The following is a 17275-nucleotide window of genomic DNA, read 5'->3' on the forward strand; positions in this document are numbered from 1 at the left end:
ACCGATCACCGCGACCTTACTCATCATCACCACCAGCCAATACGCCGGCACGAACCGGTCTTACCGGAACCCTCGCCCTGGGAAGAGGAATATCCTCCGGTTTCCTCCCGGTCTTCCTCGCGAGGATCGAGATGACGATCGGCATGCATGTCCTCCCCTGGCAGGGCCCCATTCCCACGCGGAGGAGCCTCTTGATCTCCTCAATGTCGGTAACGCCAGAATCTATGAGTTCTTCGATCTCCTCAGCGGTGACGTCGTTACAGCGGCAGACGATTACCTTTCCGGACATTTCGATCACCTCTCCACCCTCACAGCCCTTACTTCCCAGGCGAGCTCTATCGGAACCTCAACGGTGATTATCGGCGTGTCCCCCTTCGTCTTCTCCCTCGGAACGACCGCAATGATCCTTCCCCTCCCGACGGGCTGTCCAACGCGGTTGAGGAGAAGGACTTCCTCTCCCCTTTCCGGGAGAGGAAGGAGCTCGTAGGGCATCGTTATCCTCGCCTTGTCGCCGACGTACTGAATCATAAAGAAGGCCAGCCCCGGACAGACCTGAACGCAGAGTGAGCAGCCGATGCACCTCTCGTAATCCACTACGGGTATATCGTTTGGCGTTGGCATCCTTATCGCTTTTGTTGGACATACCTCCCTGCAGGGTGCACAGGGGATCTCCTGCGGACACTCGGGGACTGCAACGGGCCTCTGGCGGAGCCTCTCTTCACTCGGCTTCGGGATTATTGAAAAGAGCTCGTCAGGGATTATGTAGCCCCTCCGAAGGTAAGGCGGAACCTCAGGCATTTCCAGCACCCTCAAGAAGCTTTCTTATTCCCTCGGCAACGCGCCTCCCGAAGGGGCCGGAGCGGAACTCCTCAAGGTCGCGCTGGGCATTCTCTATCTCCTTCACCCAGCTCTCATCAGCTATGCCAAGCCTTAGAGCCGCTGCAATCCCCGCTATCTTGCCTTCGAGCATCGCTGTCGTTGCCTCCTCTATTCCTGCAGAATCGCCGGCGACGAAGATTCCCCTGACCGTTGTTTCCATCCACCCATCGCGAACCGCGACGTGGCCCCCGAGCTCCCTGATGAACTTTATCTGGCACCCCGCCTGCTGGAGGAGCTCTATGCTCGGCCTCAGCCCAACGGCGAGGGCTATCACATCGACATTGAAGACCTTCTCCGTTCCCGGAATCGGCTTCCAGTTATCGTCGAGCTCCGCAACTACCGCCCTCTCAACAGTCTCTCCCCCCTCAGCTCGGAGGATCGTGTGTCTCGTGAGGATTGGAACTCCAAGGCGCCTCACCTTGGCTGCATGCACGAAGTAGCCCCCAATTTTGGGCATGGCCTCAACTATCGCTTCAACCTCAACGCCTGCCTGTACGAGCTGATAGGCTAAGATAAGCCCGACGTTTCCGGCGCCCACTATCAAAACCCTCTCCCCCGGTTTTACCCCGTAGGTGTTCATCAGCGTCTGAATCGCTCCAGCCCCGTAGATTCCTGGCAAGTCGTTGTTCTCGAAGGGTATCATCTTCTCCATCGCGCCGGTGGCAACGATGACCGCTCTCCCGCGGAACTCGACCGGTTCGCGGTTCTTCCTTACCCCAAGGACGAGCTTCTCGTTTCCATTGTGAAAGATACCAACGGCGGAGGTTTCGAGGGACACCACGATGTTCTCCCTTCTTTTCACTTCTCCCTCCAGGATCTTCGCTATTTCCACCCCCCCTTACTCCGGCAAACTGTTCCCTCTTCCCGAAGAACTTGTGGGTCTGCTTGACGAGTTGCCCGCCGAGCCTCGGGCTCTCGTCGAGGAGGGCAACCCTCGCCCCGGCGTCGGAGGCGTTTATTGCAGCCATTAAGCCGGCGGGCCCGCCACCGACGACCACTACCTCCGCCTTCACCACCTTGGCATCTCTAAACTCGGGTGGGTTAGCTTTGATGGGGAGCCTTGCCCTCCCGCTCTGGCGCTCGATTTTCATGCCATCCTCCACAAGGGTTATGCAGGTTCTAACGTTTGGCACGCCGTTGACTACCATAACGCAGGAGGAACATTTACCTATGGCACAGAAAAGGCCCCTCGGGCGATTTTTGTTGGGGGAGTGGTTGAGAACCCTTATGCCGGCTGCATGAAGGGCCATCGCGATGGTTTCACCCTCGTAGGCCTTTATCGGCTTCCCCTCGAAGTAGATGGTCAGCTCCCTGCCACGCTTGAAGTGGAGGATAGGATGTTCCTTGAGGCGCATTGAGCGTCACCTGAGAATCCGTCGGGGGCTGAACTTATGAAAATTTTTCAATCCAAAGGTGGACAACCTTTGGTTAACCAGCCTACCAAACCTTTATATATCCCGCCAGGATAACTAACCCCGGCGGCGGGCTAGGCCGGGGGGTTCGGCGTCCCCTGTAACCGGAAACCGTCGATATGCCGGGGCCGAAGCCCGGGGGGCGGTTCCTGAAACCGCGCCCGGAAGCCGGGGTGTAACGATGAGCCCTCGTCCCGGGGGGCCGGCGGTGGGCGAGGTTCGGCTGGAGGGCCGAACTAACGCCCTTTGCCCGCCGAACCCCGCCAGGCCCGGAAGGGAGCAGCGGTAGGCGGGACGTGCGGCGCTCCCGGGGTAGCGGGGGTGAGCGAGCCCCGGTGGAAGGGCACGGTGGAGGGTTCCCACCCCCGGGCGCGCCCGCCGCCACTAAGCTTTTATCGTTTCTATCCAAGTTTTAACGGTGGTTCCAATGCACCCAAAGATAGGTTCCCTTCTCTCGCCGTTTCCACGGGTGGAACTCGTTCCATGGGAGACGCCGGTTCATTACCTACCAAAGGTGAGTGAAACCGTTGGGGCTGACGTCTACGTCAAGAGAGAGGATCTGACGGGTTTTGGAATCGGAGGCAACAAAATAAGGAAGCTTGAGTTCCTTCTCGGCGACGCCTTATCGAAAGGCTACGACACTGTAATAACGATGGGGGCCGTCCACTCGAACCACGCCTTCGTAACTGCATTAGCGGCAAAAAAACTCGGACTGGAGCCCGTTCTCATCCTCCGCGGAAAGGAGGAACCCAAGGGCAACTACCTCTTAGACAGGCTGATGGGAATCGAGACAAGGGTCTTTGACGTCGAGAAGACCCCCGACCTGATCCCAATCGCGGAGGAAGTTGCGGGGGAGCTGAGGGCCGAAGGAAAAAGGCCCTACCTGATACCGATAGGCGGAGCCTCCCCGGTCGGAACCCTCGGATACGTGAGGGCCGTTGGGGAGATAACGTCCCAGTCAACGGAGCTCGGCCTGGAATTCGATACTGTGGTCGATGCGGTCGGAAGCGGCGGAACCCTCGCCGGACTGACCCTCGGTCTGGGCCTCATAGGTTCCAAAGCTAAACCCGTAGGAATTGGGGTCGGAATATTCGGTGGAGACATGGAGGAGAAGGTTCTCAAGCTGGCTGAAGATGCCGGAAAACTCCTTGAAGTCAGTGTAAAGCTGGAAAGGCCGAGAATATACGACTACAGCTTCGGCGCCTACGGGAAGATAGTCAAGGAAGTCGCGGAGCTCATAAAATGGGTCGGGACAAAGGAGGGCATTCTCCTTGATCCAGTCTACACCGGCAAGGCCTTCTACGGCCTGATGGAGCTGGCCAAGGCCGGAGAACTCGGTGAGAGAATCCTCTTCCTCCACACGGGTGGTTTTCCAGGGCTTTTCCACTACGGCGAGGAGATGCTGGGGCTCATGCAAAAGCCTTAAGGTTCCCTACGTTTTTTGCCTTTGGGGTGTTGAGATGGTTGGCCTTGAGGTCGAGCTTTTTGGAGTACGGTTTGAAAACCCGCTAATCCTCGCATCGGGAATAAACGACAAGACCCCGGAACAGTGGATTCGGGCGCATGAAGAAGGGGCGGGGGGAGTCGTGACAAAATCCATCGGGATCGAGCCGAGGGAGGGTTACGACAACCCGACCATAGTTGAGCTCCCCTACGGCCTGATAAACGCGATGGGACTGCCAAATCCCGGCTGGAAGGGCTTTCTTGAGATGGTCGAGGGCTACACCTTCGACTTCCCGGTGATAGTGTCCATCTTCGGCGGCACAGCCGAGGAGTTCGCTTTTTTGGCGGAGAAGCTGAGTGAAGTTGCCGATGCTTTCGAGCTGAACCTCAGCTGCCCCCACGCAAAGGGCTACGGTATGGAGATCGGCCAGAAACCGGAGAACGTCTATGAGGTCGTTAAAGCCGTCAAAGACACCGCCGATAAGCCGGTTATAGCGAAGCTCACACCCAACACCGACGAGGTAACGAAGCTCGGTCTATCTGCTGAGAAAGCGGGAGCCGATGGAGTTTCGGCCATAAACACCCTGAAGGCCATAGCGATTGACGTCTACGCGAGAAGGCCAATCCTGAGCAATAAAGTCGGTGGCTACTCCGGGCCAGGTGTTAAGCCAGTCGCGTTAAGGGCGGTCTACGACCTTGCAAAAGCTCTCGACATCCCGGTGATAGGTATAGGGGGCATAACCACATGGGAAGACGCGGTCGAGTTCCTCCTCGCTGGGGCCTCAGCTTTGCAGATAGGAACCGCCGTTTCCCTCCGGGGCTGGAAGGTCTTCAGGGAGATAAGCGAGGGGATCGAGAAGTACCTTGAAAGCGAGGGCTTTTCGAGCGTTAAAGACATCATCGGCCTCGCCCTTGAGTGAGAGAAAGGGTTATTTAGTAGGAAAATCTACTATACTGCGGTGAACTACTATGCCGCTCACGAAGGTCACCCGGAACTATCAGATAACCATTCCAGCCGAGATAAGAAAGGCCCTCGGCATAAGGGAGGGCGAATACCTAAGTGTGGAGCTTAGAGGAGACGAGATAGTCATCAAAAAAGCCGAGATGAAGTGGCCGAGCCTTGACCTTGGAAGGGACTTCACGCCCGAAGAAATCGAGGAGAACTCCAGAAAAGCCCTCGTGGAGGTATCTAAATGGGAAGAGTAGCGGTCGTTGATACAAACATCCTCCTTTATTCTATCAACCGCAGCTCAGAGAGATACGCAGAGGCAAGGGAACTGATAGGCTCCCTTGATAAGATAGTGTTGCCTGCAATCGTTGTTTACGAGTTCATCTGGAACTTGGCAGCGGCTGGGGTTTCACCTAAGGAAGCCGAGAAAACTATGACAAGGATTCTCCTAAACGAGAAGGTTAGTCTCGCCGATGACAGAAGGTACCTACTTCCGGCCTTTGACCTCTTCGGAAACCTCAGCTTAAAACACTACAACGACTCCATGATCCTCGCGATAGCCAAGGAAGTTGGAACCCTCGCGACCTACGACAAAAAGCTTAGAAACCGTGCCGGGAAACTTGGCATTAAACTGCTCCCGGAGGTGGTTGAATGAAGCGCGCGGTGGTTTTGTTCTCCGGCGGGTTGGACAGCACGGCCTGCCTCTACTGGGCCAAGAGGAACTACGATGAAGTGATAATGCTCACCGTCAACTACGGAAGCAACGAGGAGCGCGTTACTAACAGGGTTACGGAGTTCTTCTCGAAAGAGCTGGACGTTCCGCTTAAGATCGTAAAGCTGGACTTCCTTGAGGAGTTCTCCAAACTGAGGGGCACCACGCTCGTTGGTGGGGAGACGCCGAGGGTTACTGGGAAAGAACTCGAAGACATGGAGTTTGCCCGAGAAACTGCCAAAAGCGTCTGGGTTCCAGCGCGCAACGTAGTTTTAATAGCGGTCGCCGCTTCGCTTTTGGATGCCCTCGGGGGCGGGGACATAATAGTCGGCTTCAACGCCGAGGAAGGAGCAACTTTCCCGGACAACACACCGGAGTTCGTCGAAAAGATGAACGAGATGCTCCGCTACGGGACGCTGAGAGAAGTAAAAGTGGTCGCTCCCCTCATCAACCTCGACAAGAAGGGGATAGCGAAGCTCTTGAAGGAGTTAAACGCGAAGTACGAGTACTCCAACTCCTGCTACATGCCCAAGGGCTTCACCGAGGACGGGAAGCCGATACACTGCGGCGAGTGCGAGAGCTGTGTGAGGAGGCACCGTGGCCTTATTGAGGGCATAGGCGAGGACAGGACTGTTTACGCGGTCGAGCCGAAGATTTGAACCACATTCTTTTGTTTTCCCAATTCCAGCTGCTTTTATCATGCAAACGTTTTTATAAGAGCTGATATATCTCTAAAAGAGCATAAGGGGGTGGAAAAATGAACATCGTAAAGATAAGGGCCGTTCTCTCCACGACTCTGCTTGTTGTGTTCATTGGCGTCCTGTTCGTTACGGTCGGCGTGCTCTACACCACCAAGATAGGGCATCCTTTCCTTGGAATGACCAGGTCCCAGCTCTTCAAGGTCAGGAACATTCTAGGCCCCGTGATGAACGCGCTAATAATAGTCCACCTAGGAGTTAACTGGGGGATGTATAGAAGGGAACTGAAGGTTCTCCTCAGGAAGTAACCTCCGAATTGGCTGTCTGGGTGAACGGATTAAGTTGTTTCACCGCAAGCTTTATAAATCTGCTCTGGCCTTCTATCTTTTGACGTGGGGCGGTAGCTCAGCCTGGGAGAGCGCCGGACTGAAGATCCGGGTGTCGGGGGTTCAAATCCCCCTCGCCCCACCACTTTTGCCTGCGGTGGTAGTCTAGCCTGGTCCAGGACACCGGCCTCCCAAGCCGGTAACCCGGGTTCGAATCCCGGCCACCGCACCACACAAACTTCACTTGCGCGAAGTTTGATTAAGTTGATGATCCTTTTCTGAGAGCCATTTGACAGAATTTCTCGTTGGGCAGACTTTTGATGACTATCTGTGCCACATCTCATCGATGGGTTTGAGGAGGCTTTTTCCGGTGAGTTTTTGGTATTCTTCATCGAGCTCGAAGAGCATTGCTAAATCCTCAAGAATTTCCTCAGCTTCGGCCTTCTCAAGGAGGGGTTCCCAGTTGTTGCTCACCTCGGCGAGGTAATAAAACCTCTGCCAGCTAACGCCGTACTTCTCCTCAATACTCTTCAAGGCTCTCTTTATCTCTCCTGAAAGGCTCATGGACAAACCTCCAGCAGGTAGAAGATCATCGGCCCCCCGCTCGGGGCCTCTGCCTCCTTCATCAATCCGGCGGGTCTCAAACCACCCAACCCAACCCCGCCGGCTCTCTGGTGGCGATGGCCCCCTCACGAAGGTCCGGGCCGTCATCGCGTCCTCGACCCGGGCTTCACTCGGGGGCAGGAAACGGCGTTCGCCAAGCTCACCTCACGAGGTTAAGCACCTCACTCGGCGGGCAACCCCAAGATAAGGTACCGCTGAAAACAAATAAATGTTTCTCTAAAACATGGAAACTAATGGAAGAGGTTTATATAGCTCCACTCCAATTAAGACCTCTATCAAATTGACTTCCCCCTCTGTCACCAGCTCTTCCCTAAAAGGATCCCTCCCACGATGAGGCAAAGCCCGAAGACCGTTGACGGCTCTATCCTCTCTCCCACCGCCAGCGAGATGAAGAAAAGACTCAGGAAGGGCACGAGATAGACCAAATTCGAGGCGAACTCCATCTCATCCTTTATAGCTCTGTACCAGATGAGGAAGGTAACGCCCATCTCGAATAGGCCGACGTAGACCGCCCCGGCAAGACCCTTGATGGGTGGAAGGGTGAACCCGCCCGAGAAAGCCAAAGCTAGAAAAACGTAGGCAGAGCCGAAGAGGAAGTTCCAGAAGGTCTTCTCAACCAGAGGTCTCTCATCCTTAAGGTTCAGCACCCAGTAGGAGGCCCATACCACCGCGCTCCCGAGGGCTAAGGCAACCCCGGCTGGGTTCGAGAAGTCCAGCCCCCTCAGGTTTCCCCTCGTGGCCACGATAAAGGCACCAAAGAAGCCGATGAAGAGCCCAATAACTACCCTTATTCCGGGCCTCTTCCCGAGGAGCGGAACCGAGAGAAGGACGAGCATCAGAGGCCAGGTGTAGTTCAAAGCCTGCGCCTCCTGAGCCGGAAGCATGTCATAGGCCGAGAAGAGGAAGGTGTAGTAGAGAACGAGGAAAAGGCCGAGGTAAGCCGAGCGGAGGTTCTGTCTCCTTATAGAGAACCCGCGGGAGTGGAGTATTCCGAAGACTATGAGGGAAGTTAGCGAGGCGTAGAATAGGAGCTGAAGTGGTGTCAAGTACCTCAGCGAGAGCTTGAAGGCGGAAGCGACAGTTGACCAGAGGAGCACCGCGAGGAGAGCGTGCCTTTTGGGCATGTCTGGAGATGGAGCGGGAGGAATAAAAATCTATCCGCTCTCCTTCAGAACCCGCTCAATGACCGGGTCAACTATGCGGTACTTCCTCCTGCCATCCACGGATTCCCGGATTATCCAGCTCATCTTTTCCAGGCTGTCCAGGAGTTTTGAAAGCCTCGACTTTGGGACTTCCTGCCCCTTTACGGCTAAATACTCCCTGAGGAGCTCCCAGCGGTTGTAGCCTTTTGCAATGCCCTCAAGGATCAGGATATAACGCGGACTTCTCCTTTCGAGTTCCTTGAGCTCTCCCCTGAGGAAGCCTTCGGCCTTTTTTAAGACGCTCTCAATCGCGGATTTAAGGTTCCCCTCCTTCATATAGGCCCTCCCAAAGTCCACAAGCCAGCCAGGAATCCCGTCAAGGACGTCAACTGCCCTTTCAATGTCCATCATCGGAACTTCAACACCCGCCTCCGCGAAGCCACGTTTCAGGAACTCAATGGAGAGACTTCTCGAAAAGGGCATCAGTCTTACTTCCCCATAGCTCCTTCCGTAGAGGGGGCTCTCGTACTCGCCAAGGCCGAGGAAGTCGTGGAGGAGACCGACCTCCGAACCCGTCAGGATGAACCTGAGGTTCTCAAGGTTATCGTAGGCATAGGCAAGGAGTGCTAAAAACTCCCGTCCCCCGCGGGAACCGTAGAAGCGGAGGTATTGGGCCTCGTCCACACCTATAACAGCCCCGACCTCATTAAGGGCCTCAAGGACGTCGGAAATTTGAATGGATTTCTCGAACCTGAGCTCAATTCCCTTTACTTTCACGCCATTAATTGTCTTCATGGCCTCAATAAGAATGCTCCTAAAGTCCTTGCGCAGGGAGTTGAGGGCCCTCTCAAGTTCCCTCCGCAGGGAGTCTGCCGTTATCCAGCCACCTGAATCGAAGTACATTTTCCTGGCGTCTATGTAAACGCCGCCCTCAATCTCGTTGAGCGTTGCCCTTAGGAGGGAGCTTTTACCAACCCTCCTTATCCCGAGGAGGAGTGTTAAGGGCTCATCAGCTGAAAAGAGTGCCTCAAACTCCTCCCTTCTGTCAAATAACTCATCAATGCTTCTCTTAGGCCTCGGATCGAACAGCATAGGTAACGCCCCCATTACCAGGTAACGCCCCCATTACCTATAAGCCTTTGGGCGTGTGAGAAAACATGAGAGAAGGGATAAAATCACTCCTCTCTAAACGCCCCGTATTTCTTGGGGTCGTAGAAGGGCGGTGAAACCGTTACAGCTTTCTTGTGCTTGCCCCTTATCTCGACCTCGATTTCAACGCCCGGTTTCGCGTATTCAGGCTTCACGAAGGCTATTCCAATCCCTATGCCGAGGAGCGGTGAGAGGGTTCCGCTGGTGACCTCGCCTATGAGCTCGCCGTTGGCGTAGACCTCGTAGCCCTCCCTTGGGATGCCCTTGTCAACCATCTTGAAGTGCACCATCTTGCTGGGTAAACCGCGCTCCCTCTGCTTCAGCAGGGCTTCCTTCCCTATGAACTCCTTGTCCCAGAAGATTGCGAACTCAAGGTTGGCCTGGAGCGGAGTGACTTCATCGATGTCGGTGCTTAGGAGTTGCTTTTCTTTTGTCTCGTTTCCGTAGAGGGTGTAGCCAGCCTCAAGGCGGAGAGTGTCCCTCGCTCCAAGTCCCGCCGGTCTTATGCCGTACTGCTCCCCTGCCTCAAGAATCGTTTTCCAGACGTGGAGGGCCTTCTCGGGTTCACCCCTCTTTGACGGATCCGGGTGGTACGGGTTGGCGTCCTCAAAGTAGACCTCCCAGCCGTTCTCGCCGGTGTAGCCACTCCTTGAGAGGAGCATCTTTATCCCGTCGAGCTCGACCTCCTTCGCCTGGAACCACCAGAGGTCGTTGATGTCGATTCCGAAGAGGTCTCTGGCAAGGTTCCTGGCTTTAGGCCCCTGTATCGAGAACATGGCCATGTCGTAGGTCTTGTTCTCTATCTCAAGGTCTATCTCGCCGAACTTCTCTATCCCGCGCTTTATCGCGTTGAACCAGGCCTCAAGCTTCTCGAAGGCATCTGAATCGCAGACCATCATGTAGGTGTCGTTCCCGAGGTTGAAGACGAGCGTCTCGTCCTTAACTGCGCCCCTCTCGTTGAGGACGAGGGTGTAGGTTCCGCTTATTGCTGGAGGCCTTCTTATGTCGTTGGTTGTTACGTACTGGAGGAACTCTAAAGCGTCTTTACCGCGGAAGAAGATTTCCCCCATGTGGGAGACGTCGAAGATTCCGACGCCGTTTCTTACTGCCATATGCTCCTCCTTTATGCTCGAATACCAGATGGGCATCTCCCAGCCGGCGAACTCCTCAACCTTCTTCGCGTTCTCCTCATGCCAGTCGAAGATGTGAACCCTCTTGACCACAGCGATCACCGTTGGAACTTGAACGCGGTCGTTATAACCTTTTCACTCGATGTACCTTATGGCCTCTGCCGGGTTCAGTTCAGCCGCCTTCTTGGCCGGATAGATGCTCGCGAGGAGACCTATTATCAGGGTCACTCCAAAGGCAACGGCAACGACCCTGAGGTCAACGACCGGGCCCGGAAGGCCGGGGGTCTTAGCCCTTAAAAGCCCAACGACTATCTCCGCCATCAGGATCCCGAAGCCGAAGCCTATGATCCCTCCAATAAGGGTCATCATCATGCCCTCAAGGAGTATCATCTCAAGGACGAACCTCTTCTTAGCTCCAAGGGCCCTGTAGGTCCCTATCTCCCTCGTCCTCTCCATAACCGATGTGAGGAGTGTGTTTATCACACCCAAGGCGCCGACGAAGAGGGCTATGCTTCCTATGCCAATGAGAAGGTTGTTGAGCATCTTCTCTATCCTGAAAACCGTCTTGACGCCCTGGCTCTCTGTTATTACCGTTGAGGAGGGCAGGCGCTTCTGAACGTCATGCTTGACCTGCTCGACGAAGGAAACGTCGTCCACCCAGAGCTCGATGAAGCTTATCCTCCCGGGCTCGTTGTACATGGCCTGAAGGGCCTGGAGTGGAACGAAGACGCTCGTGTCAATAAAACCGCCTATGACGCTCTGACCGCTTTCCTGAAAGCTCCCCGAGACTTTAAACTCCCAGGGGCGACCGTTTTCACCGTACAGTTTTATTGTCTGGCCCGGGAGAATGGCCCAGTTTAGATAGCCCCCGCCTTCCTTCTGTATCCTTCCGTTCGCGAGGGAGTAGCCGAGTATTGCCTTGAAGAGGGAGCCCTGTGGCATGAACTGACCCCTCTGAAGTGGGGGACCCGTCAGGGCATAGAACCTCTGGGCGTCCCGCGGGATCACCCCCATAACCGTAACGGGTATCTGCCAGCCCCTGTACTCCATCACGGTGAACTTAACGAGAACCGGATTCACCGCCTCAACGTGACCGAGCTTCCCGAGATCGGCCACAACGCTCTGGTTGAAGGTGCTCGTCCCTATGGTCCATATAGAGGCACCCATGCCCGGGAGAACGATGATAACGTTGCTGGTGCTCTGGAGCGTCTTGGAGATGGAGATCTGGAAGCCCTCGGCTATCGAGACGAGGGCGGTTATCGAGGCTATGGCTATGATTATGCCCAACATCGTGAAGAAAGTCCTCACCTTTCTCCTGTGAAGGTTCCTGAGGGCTATCTTGAGGAGCTCCCTATCCACGCCTCAGCCTCCATGCGATGAGTGCGAGCAGGAAAAGAAGCGCCCCGCCGGCGTAGTAGTAGAGGTTCTCCCTGCCACCCGAGATGCCGTTCGGTATCTGGAGGTAGACGGTCTGGTTGAGGCTTTTGAAGCTGCCGTTTATTGTCAGGTAGGTTATCCTGACTGTTATGGGATACCAACCCGCCCTAATCGTTCTGTTCAGCACCATGAAGTTTGTGCTGTCGTAGTCCATCGACTCAACGCTGCCTATGTAGCGCTCCCCGAGGGGAAAGAGACTCAGGTATGGTGAGCTCACAGAGACCGTAACCCCGCGCGCCGGGGCCTTTCCGTCGTTGGCGACGTCAACCTCGAAGCTGTACCTCCCGTCGCTCACCCAGACGTTTCCGACGTAGGCCTTGAGCTTCGGCCGGCCCTCAACTTGGACACCGAAGGTAGCCTGCTCCTTGTAGGAAACCCCGTTTCCGTCCTCGTAGGTTATCACAGCGTAGAGCGGATAAACACCAGCTGAAACATCCTTGACTGCAAAGAAAAGCCTGCCCTCCACCGAGCGGTTTACGGAAAGGTTCCCGAAGTAGAGGGAGCTCTGTCTTCCCACGGGATATATGGAGGGCTGCTCACCGCTTTGGGAGCTCGGCAGGAGAGAGTAAGCCTGCTGCTCCTCATTGGGCTTGGTTGGGAGCAGCTCAACGCGAACGTGATAGGCCGGTGCGTTTCCGGTGTTCTTGACCCTGAGAACCACGGTGAAGTTCGAACCCGGCTCAGCCGGACTTGGGAGGGTTGTGAAGCCCTCGATCGAAACCTTCGGACGGGTAAAGTCGTTCACGGGAATTCCAACCTGGAACTCATCCCTCCTGATGGCACCGCCCTCGCCAGCGTACTCGATCTGGATGTAGAGCGGATACACGTCCGGCTTCAATGTCTTCGAGGCCACGAGGCTGAAGCTCAGCTCCGCGGAATGACCCGGGAAGAGCTCCCCTGTATAGCCAACGGGGCCCTGGAGGTAGGAGGCGAATGGAAGATCGCTCTGGAAGGAGGGAATTACTATAGTGGGCAGGAGGGACTTCCTAACGGTCTCCTGAAGGCGGAGGACCGGGCTTGAGTACAGGTAGACCTTAACGTACTTGGCGGCATCATCCCCTATGTTGCGGAGGGCAACCTTTAGACGGAAGGGAGCGCCGACCTCCACAGGGCTGAAACTGACGTTGGCGAGGATCACAACAGGCCCCTGGAGGAGCAGGTGGGTAAAGTACTTCGGGAAGAGAACCTTCATGTAGGCTTTTGAGTCGGTCACGTTGTAGATTATGAGCTCCATATCGTGCCAGAAGTGGGTTCCGGGCCCCATGCGGGAGTAATCGGTGGTTCCGTTGCTGTAGTACCTGAGGAAAACCCTCCCATCGCTCACGTTCAGGATCGAGATGAGGGTTCTTCCGTGGGCTATCGTGGTGTTGGCGTGGATTTCGCCGTAGAAGACAGAAACCGGGGCCGAGTAGAGGGCCAAAAAAGCCTCGGGACCGGTGGAAGAGTTCTCAACGTAGATGAGTTTAACCTTAAGGTCAGGGTAGGTGTAGGACTGACCCGGGGAGAGCGAGAAGTCAGTGGAGGTGAGGTTCCGGTTGTCAACGAGCCTGAAGAGCACCACTGGCTCCGCCCCGCTGTAAACGGCGCTGAGCATTGTTAGGGTGTAGTTCCCGAGCAAGAGCGATTCTCCCATACTGATGGCCCCGTGGAACACCTCGATGTAACCCCCGCCGCTTGAGCTCACCAGGTGAAGTGGAAGGGGGGACGTGAGGAGCACAGCGATCGTAATTACCAGCAGAGATCTCCTCAAATTTCCTTCACCTCATACAGCTTACCGTCCCTTATCCTCAAAACTCTATCTGCCTCCCTGGCCACCTCGACGTCATGGGTGACCACAACGAACGTCGTCTTCTTCTTGCGGTTGAGGTTCTTCATCAGCTTCACTATCTCCCCCGATGCCTTCGTATCGAGGTTGCCCGTCGGCTCGTCAGCCAGCACTATGCTCGGCTCGTTCGCGAGGGCCCTCGCTATCGCTACGCGCTGCTGCTGACCGCCGCTCATCTCGGAGGGCTTGTGGGATGCAATGTCAGCTATACCCACCATCCCCAACAACTCCTCAGCGCGCTTGATCCTAACATCTGGTGGCTTTCCCGCGAGTATCATGGGGAGCTCAACGTTCTCAAGTGCAGTTAGTATGGGGATCAGATTGTAGTGCTGGAACACGAAGCCGATCTTCCTCAGCCTTATTTCCGAAAGCTCGTCGTCGCTTAACCCAACCACATTGCGCCCCTCGACGTAGAGCTCGCCCGAGTCGGGCGTGTCGAGGAGGCCCAGTATGTTGAGGAGCGTTGTCTTTCCGCTGCCGCTCGGCCCGATGATGCCCACGAACTCGCCCCTGCCAATCTCAATGTTGGCACCTCTCAATGCAGGAACCGTGATTCCCTTTCCCATCGGGTAGCTCTTGTAGATGCCGAGGGCCTTCAGGACAGTCCTCATGTGTTCCACTTCCCTTTGGACTTCTTAACCCTTTGCCCGGAAGCCCTAAATACATTGAGGGAGAAAAGTATTACGGTGGGAAGGATGTTCCGGAGGATCCTCTACCCAACTGATTTCTCGGATGTTTCGCTTCAGGCCCTCAGGGAGTGCGTCGTCGAGCTCGCGAGACTTGGGGCTGGAGAGCTTCACCTGCTCCACGTCATCGACATAACCGTGGTTGACTTCGAGGCCTTTGAGCTTGAGGAGGTTTACAAGCAGAGGATAGAAGAACTCGGGGAGGAACTCGGCGGCGATGGACTGACCGTAGAGACGGAGGTCAGGGTTGGGATACCATTCACGGAGATAGCCGAGTACGCCCAGGAGAAGAAGATCGACCTGATAGTGATCCCGAGCGTCGGTGAGAACATCTGGAGGAGAATGTTCATGGGGAGCACTGCCTCAAACCTCGCGAGGGCGGCGAAAAAACCCGTCCTGATACTCAAATACGTGGGGGAAGGGGGGAACTACAGGCCCACTTTTGGAGAGTGTGGGGAAATCTTCAAAAAGCCCCTGGTTGCCATAGACTTTTCAAAATGCTCTCTTAGAGTAGTGCAGGCAGTGAAAGGGTTCGAGGAGCTCATAGATGAGCTTTTACTCCTTCATTCGGTGGACTACGGGAGGGTGAAGGACATAGAGAACAACATCGAGATAGCCAAGAGGAACCTGGAAAAGACGTTGAAGGCTTTTAAAGTGAAGGGGGAAGCGGGGGTCTTCGTCGGGACTGCGAGCTCGGCAATCTTAGGAACCGCGATAGCCCGAAAGGCCAGCCTTGTAGTGATAGGAAAGAAAGGCAGAAGCTTCCTAAAGGATCTGATCCTTGGCTCAACGGCGGAGAGGGTCATGCGGGATGCAAGGATCCCGGTTCTGCTGGTACCCTGCGGATAAGACCTCAGACTGGAACGGCTTCCTCACCGATCGGTAGCTACCCTGTTGGCATCATCGGTCCGTCCTCAATTTTGGAGGGGGCTTAATAAACCTACTCCCTCTTGCTCTCACCGGTCATCACAGCCGAGGCTATTATATGGGCAAGCCTCAGAGGCTCGGGAATCAGGCCGTTGGCGGTGGTAACGCGGACTATCTCCGCCGCGGTTTCCAGGTCAACGCCAACGGATTGGACGTAGAGCTTACCGGGGATAAGCTCGGAGAGCGGAGGAGCGCTCCTGAGGAGTTTTATTCTCCTCTCGGAGTCAGGGAAGTGCTTTCTCAGGGCCTCTTCCATGGCCCTCAGGTTCGGTCTCTTCCTCACAACGACCACAACGGGAAGGCCCGTCTCCCTATGGAGCCTCCCGAGATCCACGATGTTGAATCCGGCGTAGGTCACGCCCTTGAGCATTATCACCCTCAGATCCTTAAACCGCGAGTTCAGAATGGCGTCCACCATGGCCTCGGTTGCGTCCCAGCCGTCCACGCTTATCCACCTTGAGAGGACGCCGACCACCTCAAGCGCGCCCTTCATCACAACGCCCACTAAGAGCGTCCTCCCGCCCCCGAGCTTGTCGGAGAAAGAAAAGGTCCCGTCGTCAAAGCCTATGACCCGTATCTCCCTCTTGACCTTCCTTATCATGAGAGGACTTCCTCCAGCCACTTGGCGTACTCACTGTTTACGCGGTCGACGTCTATGCGGAGTATCAGGGGGACTTCGTAGGGGTGCAACTCCCTCAGGGACTCCTTCAGCGCCTTCCACTTCTCAACCGCGGTTTTGAGTATCGCTCCAACCTCCCTCTCCTCCCTGATCTCCCCCTTCCAGGTGTAGATGGACTCGTGCTCGCGCAGGTTGGCGCAGGCTATGAGCTTCCTGTGCAGAAGCTCCCTGACGATGCCCTTGGCGGTCTCCATATCCGGGAAGGTTGTGTAAACGAACACCATCTCCATCGGCATCCCCCAACATATAACCGCGGGAAAGCTTAAATTAGTAACGGAAAAACATATATGGGACGTGATATGGGAGAGGGAAGGATCAGAGCCCATCTAAAAATATACGGAAGGGTTCAGGGGGTTGGGTTCAGGTGGAGCATGCAGAGGGAGGCTAAGAAGCTCGGAGTCCACGGATGGGTGAGGAACCTCCCTGATGGAACAGTAGAGGCTGTGGTGGAGGGGGAGCCGGAGAGGGTTGAGGCCCTCATCGGCTGGGCCCACCAGGGGCCCCCGATGGCAAGGGTCACGAGGGTCGAGATCAGATGGGAGGAACCGGAGGGGATCTACGGCTTCAGGGTCACTGGTTAGCCAGCTTCTCAAGGAGGATCCTCTTGGGACAGTACTTGACCTCGCAGTAGTTGCAGACGTACTTCTCCTTATCCCTCTCCGGGGTGCGGATTATGAGCTTCTTGAAGCCCTCTATCTCCTTTATCTTTACAAAAACCTCAACCGGGAGGGTGCCGTCCACCACAACGTAAAGCCTGCTGGGCTCTTCCCTGAGGTTTCTGCTGAAGACCTCCACTATTGGGACCCTGTGCCTGTTTAGGAGGTCGAAGACCTGGGCGAGCGAGCTGGAGTAGCGCCCCTTGTCGAGCTCTATCTCAAGCACCTCCCATCCCATTATAGGGGCCACGTCGATCAGCCCGGGGAGGGGGTTGAGGCTCGCGAAGATGAGCCTGAGGGGGTAGGTCTTCTCTATGTATTCTATCGTGTGGTAGATTATCTTCCTGTTCACGCCTATGACCCTGGCCAGCTCGCTTATCGGAACCTCAACGTCCTTCAGATAGATCCTGCCGTTCTTAACCCTAAGGCCGTTCTCAAAGAGGAACTCGGCCACCTTCCTTCTCGCGGGGTAGTTCTTGAAATAATAGTCAAGTATTAGCATCATCTTTGTCCACCTCTTACACAAAAATGAGTAGGAGTGGATATTTAAGCTTTTCTGCCCAACGAAAGCGTTTTATTCAGGTTGCCCCCAATAAGGCCG

General features: G+C 55.5%; 20 protein-coding genes, 2 tRNA genes, 1 other RNA gene and 1 pseudogene. 11 read left to right on the forward strand and 13 right to left on the reverse strand.

The features are described 5' to 3' along the window. Positions 1–16: 16 nt before the first annotated feature. The 3 genes and pseudogenes from MVB78_RS04420 to MVB78_RS04430 form a co-directional block, all read right to left on the reverse strand. On the reverse strand, positions 17–289 hold the full coding sequence (locus MVB78_RS04420) for a (2Fe-2S)-binding protein (protein WP_297488546.1): 273 nt from the start codon (positions 287–289) through the stop codon (positions 17–19). A gap of 5 nt (positions 290–294) precedes the next feature. Then, positions 295–798, reverse strand: coding sequence for a 4Fe-4S dicluster domain-containing protein (locus MVB78_RS04425; protein WP_297488385.1), 504 nt, complete (start codon positions 796–798; stop codon positions 295–297). Then, a pseudogene (locus tag MVB78_RS04430) lies at positions 791–2234 on the reverse strand (FAD-dependent oxidoreductase). Before MVB78_RS04430 ends, MVB78_RS04425 begins: the two are co-directional and overlap by 8 nt. Before the next feature lie 124 nt (positions 2235–2358). Between MVB78_RS04430 and ffs the strand changes: the two are divergent. From ffs to MVB78_RS04475, 9 genes are all read left to right on the forward strand, one after another. Next, an RNA gene (gene ffs, locus MVB78_RS04435) (signal recognition particle sRNA) lies at positions 2359–2672 on the forward strand. A 46-nt stretch (positions 2673–2718) separates the two neighbouring features. Next, positions 2719–3717, forward strand: a complete 999-nt coding sequence (locus MVB78_RS04440) for a pyridoxal-phosphate dependent enzyme (protein WP_297488548.1) — start codon at positions 2719–2721, stop codon at positions 3715–3717. Between the two features lie 34 nt (positions 3718–3751). Further along, positions 3752–4654 (forward strand): dihydroorotate dehydrogenase, encoded by a 903-nt coding sequence (locus MVB78_RS04445; RefSeq protein ID WP_297488388.1) that lies wholly within the window; start codon positions 3752–3754, stop codon positions 4652–4654. A 49-nt stretch (positions 4655–4703) separates the two neighbouring features. Further along, positions 4704–4940: an AbrB/MazE/SpoVT family DNA-binding domain-containing protein gene (locus tag MVB78_RS04450; protein ID WP_297488391.1), complete on the forward strand. Its 237-nt coding sequence runs from the start codon at positions 4704–4706 to the stop codon at positions 4938–4940. After that, entirely contained in the window at positions 4928–5338 is a 411-nt protein-coding gene (locus tag MVB78_RS04455; RefSeq protein ID WP_297488395.1) for a PIN domain-containing protein, read from the forward strand. The genes MVB78_RS04450 and MVB78_RS04455 overlap by 13 nt, the downstream gene beginning before the upstream one ends. Further along, positions 5335–6054, forward strand: a complete 720-nt coding sequence (gene queC / locus MVB78_RS04460; RefSeq protein ID WP_297488399.1) for a 7-cyano-7-deazaguanine synthase QueC — start codon at positions 5335–5337, stop codon at positions 6052–6054. Before MVB78_RS04455 ends, queC begins: the two co-directional genes overlap by 4 nt. Before the next feature lie 98 nt (positions 6055–6152). After that, positions 6153–6401 (forward strand): hypothetical protein, encoded by a 249-nt coding sequence (locus MVB78_RS04465; protein WP_297488402.1) that lies wholly within the window; start codon positions 6153–6155, stop codon positions 6399–6401. A gap of 86 nt (positions 6402–6487) precedes the next feature. Further along, a tRNA-Phe gene (locus MVB78_RS04470) sits at positions 6488–6564 on the forward strand. A 9-nt stretch (positions 6565–6573) separates the two neighbouring features. Further along, positions 6574–6651 (forward strand) — tRNA-Gly (locus MVB78_RS04475). A gap of 92 nt (positions 6652–6743) precedes the next feature. Here MVB78_RS04475 and MVB78_RS04480 read toward each other — a convergent pair. The 7 genes from MVB78_RS04480 to MVB78_RS04510 all read right to left on the reverse strand — a co-directional run bounded on the left by MVB78_RS04480 (position 6744) and on the right by MVB78_RS04510 (position 14337). Further along, positions 6744–6983, reverse strand: a complete 240-nt coding sequence (locus tag MVB78_RS04480) for a hypothetical protein (RefSeq protein ID WP_297488404.1) — start codon at positions 6981–6983, stop codon at positions 6744–6746. A gap of 356 nt (positions 6984–7339) precedes the next feature. Continuing rightward, on the reverse strand, positions 7340–8167 hold the full coding sequence (locus MVB78_RS04485; RefSeq protein ID WP_297488407.1) for a DMT family transporter: 828 nt from the start codon (positions 8165–8167) through the stop codon (positions 7340–7342). 30 nt (positions 8168–8197) lie between these two features. Beyond that, entirely contained in the window at positions 8198–9292 is a 1095-nt protein-coding gene (locus MVB78_RS04490) for an ATP-binding protein (protein ID WP_366940161.1), read from the reverse strand. Positions 9293–9360: 68 nt separating this feature from the next. Beyond that, positions 9361–10557, reverse strand: a complete 1197-nt coding sequence (gene gcvT / locus MVB78_RS04495) for a glycine cleavage system aminomethyltransferase GcvT (RefSeq protein WP_297488555.1) — start codon at positions 10555–10557, stop codon at positions 9361–9363. Positions 10558–10599: 42 nt separating this feature from the next. After that, the gene (locus MVB78_RS04500) at positions 10600–11823 is read right to left on the reverse strand and encodes an ABC transporter permease (protein ID WP_297488410.1); all 1224 of its coding nucleotides are present in this window, start codon (positions 11821–11823) and stop codon (positions 10600–10602) included. Continuing rightward, positions 11816–13651, reverse strand: a complete 1836-nt coding sequence (locus tag MVB78_RS04505) for a hypothetical protein (protein ID WP_297488413.1) — start codon at positions 13649–13651, stop codon at positions 11816–11818. The genes MVB78_RS04500 and MVB78_RS04505 overlap by 8 nt, the downstream gene beginning before the upstream one ends. Next, positions 13648–14337, reverse strand: a complete 690-nt coding sequence (locus tag MVB78_RS04510; protein ID WP_297488416.1) for an ABC transporter ATP-binding protein — start codon at positions 14335–14337, stop codon at positions 13648–13650. The genes MVB78_RS04505 and MVB78_RS04510 overlap by 4 nt, the downstream gene beginning before the upstream one ends. An 84-nt stretch (positions 14338–14421) precedes the next feature. Here MVB78_RS04510 and MVB78_RS04515 point away from each other — a divergent pair, with 84 nt between their 5' ends. Further along, a complete protein-coding gene (locus MVB78_RS04515; RefSeq protein ID WP_297488560.1) occupies positions 14422–15261 on the forward strand; it encodes a universal stress protein in 840 nt (279 codons plus the stop codon). Between the two features lie 91 nt (positions 15262–15352). On the opposite strand, the gene MVB78_RS04520 is transcribed toward MVB78_RS04515, so the two are convergent. Together MVB78_RS04520 and cutA are read right to left on the reverse strand one after the other, a co-directional pair. Further along, the gene (locus tag MVB78_RS04520) at positions 15353–15940 is read right to left on the reverse strand and encodes a DUF99 family protein (RefSeq protein ID WP_297488419.1); all 588 of its coding nucleotides are present in this window, start codon (positions 15938–15940) and stop codon (positions 15353–15355) included. Continuing rightward, positions 15937–16248 carry a divalent-cation tolerance protein CutA gene (cutA, locus tag MVB78_RS04525; RefSeq protein ID WP_297488422.1) on the reverse strand — a complete coding sequence of 104 codons (312 nt, stop codon included), beginning with the start codon at positions 16246–16248 and terminating at the stop codon, positions 15937–15939. The genes MVB78_RS04520 and cutA overlap by 4 nt, the downstream gene beginning before the upstream one ends. Positions 16249–16305: 57 nt before the next feature. Between cutA and MVB78_RS04530 the strand changes: the two genes are divergently transcribed. Then, positions 16306–16599 carry an acylphosphatase gene (locus MVB78_RS04530; RefSeq protein ID WP_297488425.1) on the forward strand — a complete coding sequence of 98 codons (294 nt, stop codon included), beginning with the start codon at positions 16306–16308 and terminating at the stop codon, positions 16597–16599. On the opposite strand, the gene MVB78_RS04535 is transcribed toward MVB78_RS04530, so the two are convergent. Continuing rightward, positions 16589–17179 carry a regulator of amino acid metabolism, contains ACT domain protein gene (locus MVB78_RS04535; protein WP_297488429.1) on the reverse strand — a complete coding sequence of 197 codons (591 nt, stop codon included), beginning with the start codon at positions 17177–17179 and terminating at the stop codon, positions 16589–16591. The genes MVB78_RS04530 and MVB78_RS04535 overlap by 11 nt on opposite strands. Between the last annotated feature and the right edge of the window lie 96 nt (positions 17180–17275).

Source organism: Thermococcus sp., from assembly GCF_026991495.1.
Classification (GTDB): domain Archaea; phylum Methanobacteriota_B; class Thermococci; order Thermococcales; family Thermococcaceae; genus Thermococcus.

Excerpts from the sequence above, each read along its gene's own strand:
- MVB78_RS04515 (WP_297488560.1), top strand. The coding sequence starts at position 14,422 with ATGTTCCGGAGGATCCTCTACCCAACTGATTTCTCGGATGTTTCGCTT.
- MVB78_RS04520 (WP_297488419.1), bottom strand. The coding sequence starts at position 15,940 with ATGATAAGGAAGGTCAAGAGGGAGATACGGGTCATAGGCTTTGACGAC.
- MVB78_RS04535 (WP_297488429.1), bottom strand. The coding sequence starts at position 17,179 with ATGATGCTAATACTTGACTATTATTTCAAGAACTACCCCGCGAGAAGG.
- MVB78_RS04450 (WP_297488391.1), top strand. The coding sequence starts at position 4,704 with ATGCCGCTCACGAAGGTCACCCGGAACTATCAGATAACCATTCCAGCC.
- MVB78_RS04455 (WP_297488395.1), top strand. The coding sequence starts at position 4,928 with ATGGGAAGAGTAGCGGTCGTTGATACAAACATCCTCCTTTATTCTATC.
- MVB78_RS04510 (WP_297488416.1), bottom strand. The coding sequence starts at position 14,337 with ATGAGGACTGTCCTGAAGGCCCTCGGCATCTACAAGAGCTACCCGATG.
- MVB78_RS04445 (WP_297488388.1), top strand. The coding sequence starts at position 3,752 with ATGGTTGGCCTTGAGGTCGAGCTTTTTGGAGTACGGTTTGAAAACCCG.
- MVB78_RS04485 (WP_297488407.1), bottom strand. The coding sequence starts at position 8,167 with ATGCCCAAAAGGCACGCTCTCCTCGCGGTGCTCCTCTGGTCAACTGTC.
- MVB78_RS04420 (WP_297488546.1), bottom strand. The coding sequence starts at position 289 with ATGTCCGGAAAGGTAATCGTCTGCCGCTGTAACGACGTCACCGCTGAG.
- cutA (WP_297488422.1), bottom strand. The coding sequence starts at position 16,248 with ATGGAGATGGTGTTCGTTTACACAACCTTCCCGGATATGGAGACCGCC.
- MVB78_RS04425 (WP_297488385.1), bottom strand. The coding sequence starts at position 798 with ATGCCTGAGGTTCCGCCTTACCTTCGGAGGGGCTACATAATCCCTGAC.
- MVB78_RS04440 (WP_297488548.1), top strand. The coding sequence starts at position 2,719 with ATGCACCCAAAGATAGGTTCCCTTCTCTCGCCGTTTCCACGGGTGGAA.
- MVB78_RS04480 (WP_297488404.1), bottom strand. The coding sequence starts at position 6,983 with ATGAGCCTTTCAGGAGAGATAAAGAGAGCCTTGAAGAGTATTGAGGAG.
- MVB78_RS04465 (WP_297488402.1), top strand. The coding sequence starts at position 6,153 with ATGAACATCGTAAAGATAAGGGCCGTTCTCTCCACGACTCTGCTTGTT.
- MVB78_RS04530 (WP_297488425.1), top strand. The coding sequence starts at position 16,306 with ATGGGACGTGATATGGGAGAGGGAAGGATCAGAGCCCATCTAAAAATA.
- queC (WP_297488399.1), top strand. The coding sequence starts at position 5,335 with ATGAAGCGCGCGGTGGTTTTGTTCTCCGGCGGGTTGGACAGCACGGCC.
- MVB78_RS04490 (WP_366940161.1), bottom strand. The coding sequence starts at position 9,292 with ATGGGGGCGTTACCTATGCTGTTCGATCCGAGGCCTAAGAGAAGCATT.